The 14,776-nt window shown below is 71.8% G+C and carries 12 protein-coding genes; 5 read left to right on the forward strand and 7 right to left on the reverse strand.

All coding sequences use genetic code 11. The features are described 5' to 3' along the window. Window positions 1-37: 37 nt before the first annotated feature. The 4 genes from A4R43_RS15620 to A4R43_RS15635 are packed head-to-tail and all read left to right on the forward strand — an operon-like array spanning window position 38 to window position 2,792. The gene (locus tag A4R43_RS15620; protein WP_113692991.1) at window positions 38-1,132 is read left to right on the forward strand and encodes a TetR/AcrR family transcriptional regulator; all 1,095 of its coding nucleotides are present in this window, start codon (window positions 38-40) and stop codon (window positions 1,130-1,132) included. A gap of 25 nt (window positions 1,133-1,157) precedes the next feature. Further along, window positions 1,158-2,003: an LLM class F420-dependent oxidoreductase gene (locus A4R43_RS15625; RefSeq protein ID WP_113692992.1), complete on the forward strand. Its 846-nt coding sequence runs from the start codon at window positions 1,158-1,160 to the stop codon at window positions 2,001-2,003. Between the two features lie 23 nt (window positions 2,004-2,026). Next, complete coding sequence (locus tag A4R43_RS15630; RefSeq protein WP_113692993.1) at window positions 2,027-2,401, forward strand: hypothetical protein; 375 nt, start codon at window positions 2,027-2,029, stop codon at window positions 2,399-2,401. 55 nt (window positions 2,402-2,456) lie between these two features. Continuing rightward, complete coding sequence (locus A4R43_RS15635) at window positions 2,457-2,792, forward strand: DUF3140 domain-containing protein (protein ID WP_113692994.1); 336 nt, start codon at window positions 2,457-2,459, stop codon at window positions 2,790-2,792. Window positions 2,793-2,802: 10 nt separating this feature from the next. Here A4R43_RS15635 and A4R43_RS15640 read toward each other — a convergent pair whose 3' ends face one another. Further along, entirely contained in the window at window positions 2,803-3,858 is a 1,056-nt protein-coding gene (locus A4R43_RS15640; RefSeq protein ID WP_113697629.1) for an alanine racemase, read from the reverse strand. Window positions 3,859-4,034: 176 nt separating this feature from the next. On the opposite strand from A4R43_RS15640, the gene A4R43_RS15645 reads away from it, so the two are divergent. Then, window positions 4,035-5,858 (forward strand): primary-amine oxidase, encoded by a 1,824-nt coding sequence (locus tag A4R43_RS15645; protein WP_113692995.1) that lies wholly within the window; start codon window positions 4,035-4,037, stop codon window positions 5,856-5,858. Here the strand turns inward: A4R43_RS15645 and A4R43_RS15650 are convergent. From A4R43_RS15650 to A4R43_RS15675, 6 genes are all read right to left on the reverse strand, one after another. Then, the gene (locus tag A4R43_RS15650) at window positions 5,855-6,715 is read right to left on the reverse strand and encodes a serine hydrolase (RefSeq protein WP_236809033.1); all 861 of its coding nucleotides are present in this window, start codon (window positions 6,713-6,715) and stop codon (window positions 5,855-5,857) included. The genes A4R43_RS15645 and A4R43_RS15650 overlap by 4 nt on opposite strands. 914 nt (window positions 6,716-7,629) lie before the next feature. After that, entirely contained in the window at window positions 7,630-8,787 is a 1,158-nt protein-coding gene (locus A4R43_RS15655) for a VWA domain-containing protein (protein WP_113692996.1), read from the reverse strand. Continuing rightward, the gene (locus tag A4R43_RS15660; RefSeq protein WP_113692997.1) at window positions 8,784-10,967 is read right to left on the reverse strand and encodes a DUF5682 family protein; all 2,184 of its coding nucleotides are present in this window, start codon (window positions 10,965-10,967) and stop codon (window positions 8,784-8,786) included. Before A4R43_RS15660 ends, A4R43_RS15655 begins: the two co-directional genes overlap by 4 nt. Then, window positions 10,964-12,049: an ATP-binding protein gene (locus A4R43_RS15665; protein WP_113692998.1), complete on the reverse strand. Its 1,086-nt coding sequence runs from the start codon at window positions 12,047-12,049 to the stop codon at window positions 10,964-10,966. The genes A4R43_RS15660 and A4R43_RS15665 overlap by 4 nt, the downstream gene beginning before the upstream one ends. Further along, window positions 12,046-13,428 carry a DUF5691 domain-containing protein gene (locus A4R43_RS15670; protein WP_113692999.1) on the reverse strand — a complete coding sequence of 461 codons (1,383 nt, stop codon included), beginning with the start codon at window positions 13,426-13,428 and terminating at the stop codon, window positions 12,046-12,048. The genes A4R43_RS15665 and A4R43_RS15670 overlap by 4 nt, the downstream gene beginning before the upstream one ends. Next, window positions 13,425-14,732, reverse strand: coding sequence for an SWIM zinc finger family protein (locus A4R43_RS15675; protein ID WP_236809036.1), 1,308 nt, complete (start codon window positions 14,730-14,732; stop codon window positions 13,425-13,427). The genes A4R43_RS15670 and A4R43_RS15675 overlap by 4 nt, the downstream gene beginning before the upstream one ends. Window positions 14,733-14,776: the final 44 nt, after the last annotated feature.

A 14,776-nucleotide genomic window follows, 5' to 3' on the forward strand; every position in this document is an offset into this window, starting at 1 on the left:
GATGTTAGCGTCATCTGAACGCCGGAAAGGGAGGACGATGGCTCGGCTCAGCAGGGCGGAACTGCAGGAGCGCAACCGGGCGAAGGTGCTCAAAGCCGCACGCGAGGAGTTCACCGAACGCGGCTTCCGCGACGCGAAGGTCGACTCGATCGCCGAGCGCGCCGAGCTGACCCGGGGTGCCGTCTACTCCAACTTCCCCGGCAAGCGCGCCCTGTATTTCGCGGTGCTGGCGGACCTGGCCGAGCAGGCGACCCCTCCCCCACACGCCGAACCTGGCCGTGACCTCCGTGAAGCACTCGGGTCGCTTGCGCGGACTTGGGTGAGCAGGCTGCCGATCGCGGACGTCGATGCGCCCGACACCGCGCGCCTCGGCATGGACTTGGTCGCCGAGGTCAGCTCCGATGAACGGCTTCGACAGCCGTTCACGCAGTTGATGAAGCTCAACGGGCTGTTGCTCGGCCTGGCGATGGAACGGCTGGAGCCGCCGGAGCGACCGCCCGGCGCGCCGCCGCGCCGGCTGGTCCGGGTCGCCGAGTCGGTTTCGACAACGTTGCAGGGCGCGAGCCGGCTGGCGGCGGCCGCGCCGGGCTTCGTCGAACCGTTCGACGTGGTCAGCACCTGCGAGTGGCTGGCGGGCCTCGACCTCAACGACTGGTGGGCGCCCCCGTCGACGATTTCGCCGAGCCGGAAGGTGGACGAGCCATGGGTGCCGCCGACGGCGGTCGATCTGGTGCACGGCGAGGACGTATCGCTCGAGGACGACGGCATCGTAGTGGTTCTCGGGCTGAACCGGCTGGCCGCCGTGGAGCAGGCCGTTCGTTCGGACGACGTGGTGACCGCCGTCCTGGTCACCGCATCGCCGGACGAGCTGATGCCGTTGGCCCGGCTGACCATTGCCGAGTTCACGAGCTGCCTGCGTCCGGCGTTCCCGGTGACGGCCTGGCCTCGGCTGCGGGTGGTCGGCGACGCATCGGGAGCACTCGCCGCGGCGGCAGGTGTGCCCGCGATCGGGGACGACGGCGACAACACGGAGGTCGCGATCCGCGTCGAGGGCGGCCGGATCGTCGCCCGCGCTGACGGTTCCGGCGCCGGTCAGGCCGTCGCGAGCGCCCGTGACAGGGTTGCAAACTGAAACACGTTCTAATAACGTCCGCCGGGTGAGACACGGGATCGTGCTGTTCACCAGCGACCGGGGCATCGCGCCCGCCGCCGCGGCCAAGGCCGCCGAAGCAGCCGGTTTCGACACGTTCTACGTGCCGGAACACACCCACATCCCGGTCAAGCGGGAGGCGCCGCACCCGGGTACCGGTGGCGCGGCCCTGCCGGACGACCGATACCTGCGCACCCTCGATCCGTGGGTGGCGCTGGCGACCGCCGCCTCGGTGACCACGCGCATCCGGCTGGCGACCGCGGTGGCGTTGCCGGTCGAAAGCGACCCGATCACGCTCGCGAAAACCATCGCCAGCCTGGACCACCTCTCCGGCGGGCGGGTCACGCTCGGCGCGGGTTTCGGTTGGAACGTCGACGAACTCGCCGATCACGGGGTGCCGGGGGCGAAGAGGCGGACTGTACTGCGCGAGTACCTCGAGGCGATGCGTGCGCTGTGGACGGCGGAAGAAGCGAGCTATGCCGGGGAGTACGTCTCGTTCGGCGCGAGCTGGGCGTGGCCGAAGCCGGTCCAACCGCACATCCCGGTGCTGGTCGGCGCTGGAGGCACGGAGCGGACATTCCGGTGGATCGCCAAATCGGCCGACGGCTGGCTCACCACTCCCGGCGACGTCGAAATCGACGACCAGGTGGCGCTGCTGCGGCGGATCTGGCGCGAAGCGGGCCGCGCGGGCGAGCCGGAGGTTGCCGCGTTGAGCGGGAAGCCGGACCCCGGCCGGATCGCGCACCTCGCGTCGATCGGCGTGACCGAGCTGATCTTCGGCCTGCCGGATCGTGAACCCGACGAGGTCACCGCCTGGCTCGGAAGGCTGGCGGGCAAGCTGGGCATCGGCTGAACGATCCCGGTAGAACTGGGTTCATGGCCGAACTGCTGGCGCTGGTCGGGCGCGGGCTCTTGGTGCTCGTGGGGCACCTCGCACCGCTCGTCGATTGGTTCGACGTGCGGGAGCGACGGCGGCGGCGCACCAGGGCGGACGCCATCGCGCGCGGCGAACGCGTCGAGATTCCGTGCGTGCTCAAGGACGCCGAGCTGACCGGGGGCGCGGAGCAGGGTGGACACCTCGCGGTCGGCGGCGGGAAGCCGGTGACCTGGGACGGCCGGGAATTCGACCCGGGGGCGCTGACCATGCAGGCGGTGGACCGGCAGGCGATCACCTTCCATTCGGCGAACCGGCGGACCGAACTGCGCGTACACCCCGACGAAGCCGCGCCGATCCTGCGCGCGCTCGAATAGCTCACCGGGCGGCTGGGTACTCGATCTTCACGACCTTCGACGGATGGAGGCGAGAATGCCGTCCCTCGACGACGAACTTTGGAACGAGTTCCACCGCGTGGTGAACATGACCTCCCGCGAGCTGGACGAGTGGCTGCGCACCGACGGCGCCGGGCCCGAGACCGAGGCGCTGCCGGATCAGGCGGGCCGTGAGCTGGGCAGGCAGGTGCTCGCGGTGCTCCGCAAGCGGCGCGTCGACCTGGACAATGACGATGAGCGGGTGATGCGCAAGGTCGTCGACCGGGTGCACGCCGAACGGCGCGACGACCTGGAGCCCACCCAGGGCCAGGCGGCCTGGCGGCACAAGCTGATGTCCCTCGGGCACGACCCGCTCAAGCCCGTGCGCAGCTGAAGCGCCGGGTTCACCAGCCGCGCACTCGCGGCCACCGTTCGCCATCGCCGAGGTGGTACTCGTCGTGTTGCGCGGCGGTCGCGCAGGCGTGGATCGGCAGGATGCGGACGCGGGTGCCGATCGGCAGGTCCGGCAACGTTTCGGTGCTGCCAGGACGGAGCGCGAGAATGCCGTGCTCCTGGCTGGCGTCGGCCATCAGCAGGTCGGGGTACAGCTCGCCGTCGAAATCGGCGACGAGGCCGTAGCGCTGGTCCACGCGCTGCCGTTCGGTGCCGCGGTCGCGTGAGGTCGCCATCCAGCCGCCGTCGGTCAGGATCCAGCCCTTGTCGCGGCGGTGGCCGATCACCGTGGTGACCACGCTCAACGCGAGGTCGTCGATCCGGCAGACGCCGATCCCGGCCATCACGAGATCGAAGAAGACGAAGTTGCCGGCCCGGACCTCGGTCACGCCGGTGAGGTCCTCGGCGAAGTGAGCGGTGGGCGTCGAACCGACGCTCACCACGGGAGCCTTGTGCCCGGCGTCTCGTAGATCGCCGGCGACCGTCACCGCGGCGAGCCGCTCCTGTTCCGCGGCGGCGACGAGCGCGGCGGGGCTGTCGGCGAAGTAGGACTCGCCGGCGTGGGTGAGCACGCCGCGCAGGTCGGCGCCAAGTGCCCGCGCGATTTCCAGTGCGGCGGGGTCGCCTGGGACCAGGCCACCACGGTGGCCGTCGCAGTCGACCTCGATCAGGGCGGGGATGCCGGGCACCACCTGCTCCACGCTGTCGAGCAAAACGACGAGGTCGACGCCGCGGTCGCGTAGCGCACGCACGCGGCCGACCTTGTCGGGCGAAAATCCGACGGCGTAGAGGATGTCGGTGAAGCCCGCGTCGGCGAAGGCCTCCGCTTCGGCGAGGGTGGAGACGGTGATCGGGCCGGTTCCGCCGTCGAAGAGCAGGCGCGCGACCTCGACCGACTTCGCGGTTTTGACGTGCGGCCGCAGCGTGGTGCCGCCGAGGCGGTGGCGCAGCCGCTGGATGTTGGTTTCGAGCTTGGCCCGGTCAAGCGCGAGGTACGGAGTGCCCATGCCGAGCACTATAGACAAACTGTCCAGAGCTTGGACACGCAGTCCAGGCGAGGTGGACGGCGGCGGATTTGACGGCATTCGGGTCAAATCCGCGGTGCCGATGATGACAGCGGTGGCGGGTGTGATCGACGGTGGGGTGACAGCCCCGGAAGCGACCGCCGACGAAGGGAACGCCGATGACGCCGCATCCGCTCTCCGCGCTCACCGCTGACGAAATCAACGACGTCCGGCGGGTGCTGACCGACGCCGGGCAAGTCAACACGGACACCCGGTTCGCGTACGTCGGTCTGGACGAGCCCGACAAGTACGAGACCGCGCCGGAGCGGCGGGCGCGCGCGTTGCTGCTCAACCTCAAAACGGGCGCGGCGAGCGATGCGCGCGTTTTTCTGACGACCAAGGCGGTGGAGGTCGTCCCGATCGACGCCGCGGTCGGGCAGTTGCCCATCCTCGACGAGGAATTCGGCGTCATCGGGCCGATCCTCAACGAGTCGCCAGAGTGGTTGGCGGCGCTGGAGAAACGCGGCGTCGATCCGGGCTCGGTGATTTTTGCGCCGCTGTCGGCGGGCAACTACGGGTATCCGGACGAGGTGGGCAAGCGGTTGCTGCGGGTGCTCGCCTTCCGCCAGGACTTTCCGGCGGACCACTGCTGGGCGCATCCGGTGGACGGGCTGTGTGCCTATGTCGACTTGATCGAGCGCAAGCTGCACAAGCTGATCGACCACCGCGTATTCGAGGTACCGGAGGAATCGGGCAACTACAACGATCCGGAGGTGGCCGGGCCGCCACTCGAGGGGCTCAAGCCGATCGAGATCCGTCAGCCGGAAGGGCCGTCCTTCCGGTTCGATGGCGACGAACTGCACTGGGCCAACTGGTCGTTGCGCGTCGGCTTCGACACTCGGGAAGGGCTGGTGCTGCGGAAGCTCGCGTTCGGCGGACGGCCGATCGTAGAACGCGCGTCGATCGCCGAAATGGTGGTGCCCTACGCCGATCCGTCGCCGGTCCGGTTCTGGCAGAACTACTTCGACACCGGCGAGTACCTGTTCGGCCGTTACGCGAACTCGCTGAAGCTCGGCTGTGACTGCCTCGGCGAGATCACCTATCTCGACGTCACCGTGGCCGACGAACTGGGCAATCCGCGGGTCGTCGACAACGCGATCTGCGTGCACGAGGAGGACTTCGGCACGCTGTGGAAGCACAGCGACCTGTTCACCGGCATCGCCGAAACCCGCAGGCAACGCCGGCTCGTGATCAGCTTCTTCACCACCGTCGGAAATTACGACTACGGCTTCTACTGGTACCTCTACCTCGACGGCACCATCGAATGCGAGGTCAAGCTCACCGGTTTCCTGTTCACCTCGGCGTATCCGGAGGAAGGATCCGACTTCGCCACGCAGGTGGCGCCCGGCCTCGGCGCGCCGTACCACCAGCACCTGTTCTGCGCGCGGCTCGACATGGCGGTCGACGGCGGCGCGAACGCCGTCGACGAAATCGACGTGGTGCCCACGCCGATGGGCGAAGGCAACGAGCACGGCAACGCGTTCACCACCAGGGCCACGCGGCTGACCAGTGAAACGGCCCGCGAGGCCGCACCGAACCGCGTCTGGCGCATCGTCAACCCGGGTAAGCTGAACCGGATGGGTGAGCCGGTCGGTTACACGCTTTCGGTGCAGCAGTCACCGACGCTGCTGGCCGACCCAGAATCGGTGATCGCCGCGCGTGCCTCGTTCGCCACGAAGCACCTGTGGGTCACGCGGTACGCATCGGGCGAGCGGTACGCGGCCGGCGATTTTGTGAACCAGAGCCCCGGCGGTGACGGGCTGCCCGCCTACACCGCCGCCGGTCGCGACATCGACGGCGAGGACATCGTGCTGTGGCACACCTTCGGCCCGACCCACGTGCCGCGCCTGGAGGACTGGCCGATCATGCCGGTCGACCACGCCAAGTTCACCCTCAAGCCGACCGGCTTCTTCGACCGGAACCCGACGCTGAACGTGCCCTAGCCGAAGTAGCCCCGGAACAGGATTTCGTTGACGCGGGTGGTCGTTTCGACGCCGGTCTCGAAACCACCCTCCACCACCTGGGTGTTGTTCATGACCGCCACCGTGTAGCGCTCGTCCGGGCCGACGAAGCCAACCGTGTTCACCAGCCACGAGCCGTCGTTGTTGTCGTCGGACCAGCCGTTCTTGTTGCCCGGCTTCGCGGCCGGGCCCGCGCCCCACACGCCCCACTGCTGGTTCGCGTCCACCGCGCGCAGTTCACCGACGATGTAGTCGCGGTGTTCGACCGGCATCCTCTCGAGCACGAAGTCCATCAGGCGGCCGAGGTCGTCCGCCGTGGTGAGGATCCAGCCCCAGTGGTGCGGGTGCTCGTCGGTGAAGCGCATGTCGGTCATGCCGTATGACGGGAAGCGGGTGGCGAAGTCCTCGCCGCCGTACCGGTTCCACAGCGTGTGCGCGGCGTCGTTGTCGCTGGTGTTCAGCATCGCGTGCATGAGCGCGCGATCCTCGTCGGTCAAATCGACGGCGCCCGCGTCGTCGCGCAGGAGCAGGTCGACCACCATCGCCAGCTTCGGTGTGGAGCAGGCCCAGATGAGCGTGTCCGAGTTGGCGTTGCGCCAGGTGGCGCCGGTCTGCCTGTCGTGCACCACGATCCCGGCGAATCCGGGGCGGCTACGCGCGTAGGACTCCGCGCGGAGGATGCGCCTGCCGAGTTCCGGCTCGAAGCCGGGCGCGGCCGCCGCTGGATCGTCTCCGGCGGCGGGCACCGGGCGTGCCTGGGCGACCGGGCTGGTCACCAGCGCGGCCAGCAGCAAGGTGGACAGCACACTGGAAACGACCCGCCGGCCGGAAGATTTCACAGGTGCGACCCTAGCGGTTGCGACCGGCGGCGGGCGGCGAGTATTCGGCGGATTTTTCGCCCCTCCGATCTGGGACGGATCTTCATCACTCCGACCCAGCGCAGGTCTTCACCCCCGCCCTCCCCGGTGCGGTTCCTCACCACTCCGACCCGGGGCAGGTCTTCACCCGCCCAACTGGCGCGGCCCTCACCGCTCCGGTCGGGACGGGCGTTCACTGCTCCGACACGGGACGGATCCTCACCACTCCGACCCGGTGCGGGTCTTCACCCGCCCGACTGGTGCGGACCCTCGCCACTCCGACCTGGGCCGGGCGTTCACTGCTCCGGTCCGGGACAGGGCTTCGCCGCCCGGGCCGGGGCGGTTCCTCACTCCGATCCAGTGCAGGCTTCACCGCCCGACCGGTGCAAGCCCTCACCGCCCGAACCGGGGCGGGTCTTCGCCGCTCGATCCGGGGTAGGGCTGCACCGCTTCGATCACGTGCGGGGCCTCACGATTTCGACCCGGGGATTCTCACCGCCTAGACCCGGGCGGGTCTGCACCGCCCGACCTGGCGCGGATCTTCGCCGCCCGATTCAGGGTGGGGCCTAACCGTTTCAATTCGGGGTGGGGCGTCACCGCCCGACCCCGAGGTGGGGCTTCATCGCCCGACCTGGCGCGGGTCTTCACCACCCGATTCAGGGTGGGGCCTCACCGTTTCGATTCGGGGTGGGGCGTCACCGCCCGATTCGGGGGTGGGGCTTCACTGCCCGATTCGGGGCGGGTGGCGCCGGGGAGGGGCGGGGCGTCGCCGGGGCCGGGGCCGGGCAGGGGCGGGGCGTCGCCGGGCTGGGGCAGGGCAGGGGCGGGGGGTCGCCGGGGCAGGGCGGGGCGTCGTCGGTTCGGTTCGGGTGGGGTGGGGTGGGGTGGGGTGGGATTCAGCGTTCTGTGCTGGTCATGTGGCTTGCCCATTGGGTCAGGTCGTCTCGGCGGATGGCGGCTGCCATCAGTTCGGGGAACAGGTCCGGCGTGCAGGCGAAAGCCGGGATGCCCAGGTCGGCCAGGGCGGCGGCGTTTTCCCGGTCGTACGAGGGTGCGCCGGAGTCTGACAGGGCGAGCAGCGCCACCATCTGCACCCCGGACCCGGTCAGCTCCGCCGCGCGGCGTAGCAGGTCTTCCCGCACCCCGCCTTCGTACAGGTCGCTGATCAGCACCAGCAGCGTGTTCGCCGGGCTGGTGATCAGGCTCTGGCAGTAGGCCAGCGCGCGGTTGATGTCGGTGCCACCGCCGAGCTGGGTGCCGAAGAGCACGTCCACCGGATCGGCCAGGTGCTCGGTCAGGTCGGCGATCTCGGTGTCGAAGGCGACGAACCGCGTGCTCAGCGAGTGCATCGAGGCCAGCACCGCGCCGAACACGCCGGAGTAGACCACCGACTCGGCCATCGAGCCGGACTGGTCGACGCACAGGATCACCTCCCGCCGCACCTGGCGGGCCCGGCGGCCGTAGCCGATCAGCCGTTCCGGGATCACCGTGCCCAGCTCGGGCGAGTAGTGCCGGAGATTGGCGCGGATCGTGCGCGACCAGTCGACGTCGGACAGGCGTGGCCGGTGTGTGCGGGCGGCGCGGTCGAGGGCGCCACGGACGGCGGCCCTGGTCGGCTCGGCGAGTCTGTCTTCCAGTTCGGCGACCACCTCGCGGACCACCCCGCGTGCGGTCTCCTTGGTTTCCTGCGGCAGCACGCTGTTCAGCGAAAGCAGCGTGCCGACGAGGTGGATGTCCGGTTCGACGGCGGACAGCAGCTCCGGCTCGAGCAGCATCCTGGTCAGCCCGAGCCTGTCCACCGCGTCGCGTTGCATCACCTGGACGACCGTGCCCGGAAAGTAGCGCCGGATGTCCCCGAGCCAGCGCGCCACCCGCGGTGACGAACCGCCCAGCCCGCCGGTGCGGCGGCCGCCGCGGGCCTCGTCCGGCGGGGTGTCGTACAACGCGGCCAGCGCACCGTCGACGCCACTGTCCTCATCGGACAGTCCGGCGCCGGTGCCGTCGTCCTCGCCGCCGAGCACCAGCCGCCACTTGCGCAACCGTTCCTCGGTCATCGGCTCACCCCCAGCAGTTTCGCGAGCACCGGCAGCACGGCCTCGGCCCGTTCCTCGTCGAGTTCCTCGGCCACCACCGCTTTCCGGGTGCCGCCACCGGAGGCGAGCCCGGCCGCGCGTTCCCCGATGGCCCGCTTCTCCGGCCCGGCGAACGCGCCAAACGTGCGGCGCAGCAACGGAAGCACCTCGGTGAACTGCTCGCCCGGAATGGCCGCGAGCCAGGCGTCGATCACCCGGAGCAGCCTGTCGTCATGCACCAGGAGCAGCGCGCCACCGGCGAAGAAGCCTTCGACGTAGGCCGCGCCCTTGACCGGCTCGATGCCGGCGGTGAGCACGCGGCCGAGCCGGATCTCCACGTCCCCGGTGTCCAGCCGGTCGGCGTCGAGCAGCAGGCGCGCGAGCTTCCCGGCCAGTAACGCGGGCAGGCCGGGTGCGTCGACCAGGCCGTGCAGCGCGTCGATCCAGCGTTCCTTGGCGCTCTCGTCGAGCAGGGTGGTCGCCTCGTGCACGTCGTCGATCAGTTCGCCGAGGCGGGCGGCCGCGTCGTCGTCGAGGCCGTGCGCGGCGGGCGGCAGCCCGGCGCACACGCGCGCCAGGCTGCGATCGGCGACCACTCGCAGCGCGGCCACGTCGGTGCCGCGCACGTCGCCGTACCGGGTGACCCTGGCCAGCGCGGGCAACGCGGCCATCAGGTGCGCCACGTCGGCGTCGGCGGCGGCGCGTTCGTCCAGCGCGGCCAGCACCTCGGGCAGCGCGTCGGTGAGGTCGGCGAGCAGGCAGTCCTCCACCGCGGTGGTGATCTCCGGCAGCGGCGGCCGCCCGGCCACCACCTTGCGGACCACCTCGGTGGCCGCGGCCGGGACCGTAGTGCCGTAGACCCCGGCGGCGATCAGGTCCACCTCGAAGGACGGTTCCCAGGCCAGTTCCCAGGTTTCGCGGAACGTGCCCTTGCTCCGGACCGCGGAGACTTCCCTGACGCCCCAATGGATGCCGAGGATCCGCAGGCGGTGCAGCAGGCGCGATTTGCCAAGGCCCGAATCGGTGCGCAGGTCGAGATCCAGCTCGCGGACCACCGGATCCCGCTTCAGCCGCAGTCGCCGCGCCGTGGCTGTCAGGTCCGCGGCGAGCGGCGCCTGCGGGACCTGCTCGGACACCGCGCCGAGCCGCTCCCCCACCATCAGCTTCTCGACGACCAGCTTCCCGCGCAGTTCGTCACCGTCGCAGAGCACTGCCTGGATGGCCTCCGAAACCTCCGCCAGCCCGGCCGAGGACCGGTCGCGCAGGGTGGCCAGCGTGTCGGCGAGCCGGACGGCCTCGATCACGTGCGCGGTGGAAACCGGCAGGTCCTGCCCACGCAGCACCCCGGCGGCCTCGGTCATCCAGCGCGCGGTGACGTCGTCCTCGGTGGTGAACAGGTGGTGGTACCAGCCGGGTGAGCGGATGCCGGCGCCGTAGCCGCTGGCCCCGGCCAGCCGCCCGTGTGTCCACGGCACCCAGGTGCAGGCCACCTTCCGCTTCGGCAGGCCCTTGAGCACGGCCTGGTCGCGGTTCGCCGGCGGCAGCGGGCTGGCCAGCGCGGGCACGTGCCACGCCCCGCAGATGACCGCGATCCGCTCGTAGCCCTGCTTGATCGTGCGGCGCAGCACCGTGCGCATGTACGCCTCACGCCGCTGCTCGTGCTCGCCGGAATCCGGCTCGTCCTCGCGCAGGGCCGTCATCGCCTCGGCGATCACCTCGAACGGCGACGTGCCGTCACGCCAGTGCTCGATCTTGTCGTCCCACCAGCGTTCCGGGTCGTCGTAGCCGGCGACCGCGGCCAGCCGCGCCAGCGGATCCGCCGACCGCCCCGCCCTGGCCGTGCCGTCCGGTTCGGCGAACTGGAACGCGGCGGGCAGGTCGCAGAAGTGCACCGGCACCTCGTGCTCGACCGCGTACCGCAGCGCCTGCCATTCCGGGCTGAACAACGCGAACGGCCAGAACGCCGCGCGCGAGACGTCGTCGCTCGCGTAGGCCAGCAGCGCCACCGGCGGCCGCAGCTCGCGGACCAGCGGGACCAGCGCGTCGGCCTCCGGCGGCCCCTCGATCAGCACCACGTCGGGCGCCAGCTCGGCCAGCTCGGTGCGCACGGCCCTGGTCGAACCGGGACCGTGGTGCCGGATGCCGAGCAGATGCACGCTCACCCGGCGATCTCCTGCCCGGCGCGGTAGAAGTCGTCCCAGCCCTCGCGTTCGCGGACCACGGTCTCCAGGTACTCCACCCAGATGGCGCGATCGGCCACCGGGTCCTTGACCACGGCGCCGAGAATGCCGGCGGCCACGTCGTGTGCCCGGAGCACGCCGTCACCGAAGTGCGCGGCCAGCGCGAGGCCGCCGGTGAGCACGCTGATCGCCTCGGCGGTGGACAGCGTGCCCGACGGCGACTTCACCGCGGTGCGGCCGTCCTCGGTGCGCCCGGCACGCAGCTCACGGAACACGGTGACCACGCGCCGGATCTCGGCCAGGTCGGCGACGTCGGCGGGCAGCTCCAGCGACGCGCCCAGCTGCGCCACCCGCCTGCTGACGATCTCCACCTCGGCCTCGGCGGTGTCCGGCAGCGGCAGCACCACGGTGTTGAACCGGCGGCGCAGCGCGCTGGACAGCTCGTTGACGCCCTTGTCGCGGTTGTTCGCAGTGGCGATCAGGTTGAACCCGGGACGGGCCTGCACCTCGGTGTTCAGCTCCGGCACCGGCAGCGTCTTCTCCGACAGCAGGGTGATCAGCGAGTCCTGCACGTCGGCCGGGATGCGGGTCAGCTCCTCGAGCCGCGCGATGCGGCCGTCACGCATGGCACGCAGCACCGGGCTCTCCACCAGCGCCTTCTCGCTCGGCCCCTCGGCGATCAGCCGCGCGTAGTTCCAGCCGTACCGGATGGCCTCCTCGGCGGTGCCCGCGGTGCCCTGCACCAGCAGCGTGGAATCGCCGCTGATGGCCGCCGCGAGGTGCTCGGAAACCCACGTCTTCGCCGTGCCGGGCACGCCGAGCAGCAGCAGGGCGCGATCGGTGGCCAGCGTGGCGACGGCGACCTCGATCAGCCGCCGCTGCCCCACGTACTTCGGGGTGATCTCGGTCCCGTCGGGCAGCGTGCCGCCGAGCAGGTACTGCACCACCGCCCACGGGGAAAGCCGCCACGACGGCGGGCGCGGCCTGTCGTCGACCGCGGCCAGCGCCGCCAGCTCGTCGGCGTGGTCCTGCTCGGCGTGCGGCCGCAGCACAGTGGAAGTCATGCCAGCTCCTCGTACATCTCACGGCGGAAGTTCAGGGTTTCGGCCAGCGCCCGCCGCCAGGGCGCCGAGCCGGGTTCGGGCGCGGTGGTGGCCAGCGGGTGCCCGAGGCACTCCGGCGGGACCGTTCGCGCGATGGTGACCGCGGCGTGCGCGACGGCCCGGGTGTCCTCGCGGCCGGCCAGCCAGTCGAGCAGGACCGTGCCCACTTCGGGCGGCCACGGCGCGGGCAGGTCGACCACCAGCCGCGCCACCGCCTCGGGCCGCGCCTGCCGGATCAGCCGCGCCAGCACCTTCGCCCGTTCGGGTGGCGGCAGCACCTGGATCAGCGTGCCCGCGTCCGCCCGGCCGGGATCCGCGTCGAACAGGGCCTTCGCCCAGCGTGCGTCGCGATGCCGGACCGCGACCACGGCCCAGCCCTCACGCAGCACCGACGCCGGCGCGCCCTGGACGGTCAGCCGGACCAGCTCGGCCGGTGTGCCGAACTCGGCCCAGAACTCGGGCGGTGTCGCGGCGACCGCCTGGCGCAGCCAGCGTGTGTCCGCCTCCGGCACGTCGATTTCGAGCGCGTCTTCGCGGACGCGGACCAGCGGGCGCAGGCGATCGGCCATCCGGCGGCCCAGCGCGGACCCGGGCACCCGGAGCAGCAGCGCCGACGCCAGCTGGCGGACCGACGCGGCCCGATCGCCGAGCGCGGCTTCGAGGAACGGCTCGTCCTCGGCCCGCAGATGTTCACCGAGCAGTTCGAGCACGGTGGCCCTGACCTCGGCGGGCTCGCTTTCCCAGCTGGCCGTGACCGCGGCGCGGGCGCCTTCGGGATCGGCCACCAGCGCGACCGCCAGCCACGAGCGCCGCTGCGCCGGCGAGCCGAAACGCCAGTCGTCGGCCCCGCCGCCGGGCTCGGGAGCGGCCGCGGTGAGGAAGCGCCATTCCGGGTTCAGCCCGGCCAGCCAGCGCCCGGCCGGTCCGGCCACCAGCGCCACCGGACCACGCAGCGCCGGTTTCGCGCGGGCGGCTTCGGCCAGCGCGGGCAGCCGCTCCGGCGGCACGCGCAGCCCGCGCTCGGCCACCACGCCGAGCCATTCCGCGAGCAGTTCGGGACGGCTCGCCGTGAGCAACCGGGCCAGCCGTTCTCGCGCCGCGTCCGGCAGGTCGGGCCGGGAATCGCTCTCCGCCACCGGCAGTGTTTCCGCCGCGTTCTCCGGCTGCCAGCCCGCGCGCCGGTACGCGGTGAGCAACGCGCCCGCGGTGAGCAGCGCGTCCGCCGGATCGGTGCGCTCACCGGCCAGCTCCCGCACCGCGGGTGGCAGCGCGCCGAGATCCGGCGCCCGCCGCCGGGTGCCGAGCAGCGCGACCCCGACCAGATCCGCCCACGCCGTCACAACCGCACCGCCCGATCCCCGTCCCAGCACAGCAACGGCCGCAACCCGGCCGAACCCCATTCCCCGGCCAGCGTGACCATCGCGCCCGCGGACACCGCGAGCAGCCGCCACGGGTCGAACCCCGGTACCAGCGGCAGTATTCGACCGTCCACATCGGACAACACCAGCTCCTCGCCGTGGCGTGCCGGGCGCAGCCCGGACAGCAGCACGGGCCAGCGGTCCAGCCACGGATCGGCGGCCATCGCCCGTGCGTGCGCGGCCAGCGCGACGTCGATGGTGTCGCCGTCCGGCCGGGTGGCGGGCACCGGCGGACCGTGGTCGGCGACCAGCGCGCGCAACGGCAGCGCGCTGGGGTGGAAGGCCAGCTCCGCCGGGAGCACGTGCCCGGCGGGCAGCACCGAGCTGAGCGGCTGGCCCGGCGGCGCGAACGACAGCACCAGCGCCACCCGGCCGCTCCGCTCGCCGAACAACCACGACCGCCGGGTGACCAGCTGGTCGCGCTCCTCGTCGAGCACCCCGCCGACCAACCAGGTGTCCGAGACGCGCTCACCGGACGACAGCACCCGCGCGGTGTCGGTGTTGAAGCCAAGCCGCGTGCGGACGGTCTCGGCCAGCGCGTGCGGTAGTTCGTCCAGCCGCGACCCGGCCTCGGCCAGCAGGTAGAGCAGCGACAGTTCGGCGAGCACGCGGCTCGGCCAGTCCTTGCGGCGGCCGACCAGGCCCGCCGCCCGGCGCAGCCCACCGGCCAGGCCGGGGGCCTGCGCGTCCACCATGCGCGCGGCCACCCGCCGCAGTTCCTCGGCGCCGCCGCGCTCCAGCCCGGCCAGCCCGCCGCGGACCTGGTCGAGCAGCCATTCACGCAGCTCGCCGGCACCGGCGCTGACCCTGTCGGCCCGGCGCTCGGCACGTTTGGCCGCGGCTTCGGGATCACGCGGCCCCGCGCTTTCCCGGCGTTGCTCGGTGCGCTCGGCCCGCCTGGCGCGCTCGGCGAGCCAGGCCGTGACGAACTCCGGCTCCGGTTCCTCCGGCAGCTCACCGCCAGCCCAGCGCAGCAGCAGGCCGAGCGCGTGCTTGCACGGGAACTTGCGGCTGGGACAGGAACACCGGTACGCCGGACCGGCCAGTTCCACGCACGTCTGGTACGGCTTTTTGCCGCTGCCCTGGCAGTACCCCCACACGGCCGCCGCCGACGCGCCCGCGCCGGACCAGCGCACCGCCGCCGCCTGCGCGCGCCCGGCCCGCGCCGAAGCCGCGTCCGGCGCGAGACCGATCACGCGCTCGGTGCTCCACCGTGCCGGAGACACCTCAGGCACCTCGGACACCACGCCTCCCAACCCCACTTGCCCAC

This window comes from Amycolatopsis albispora (genome assembly GCF_003312875.1).
GTDB classification, from domain to species: Bacteria; Actinomycetota; Actinomycetes; order Mycobacteriales; family Pseudonocardiaceae; genus Amycolatopsis; species Amycolatopsis albispora.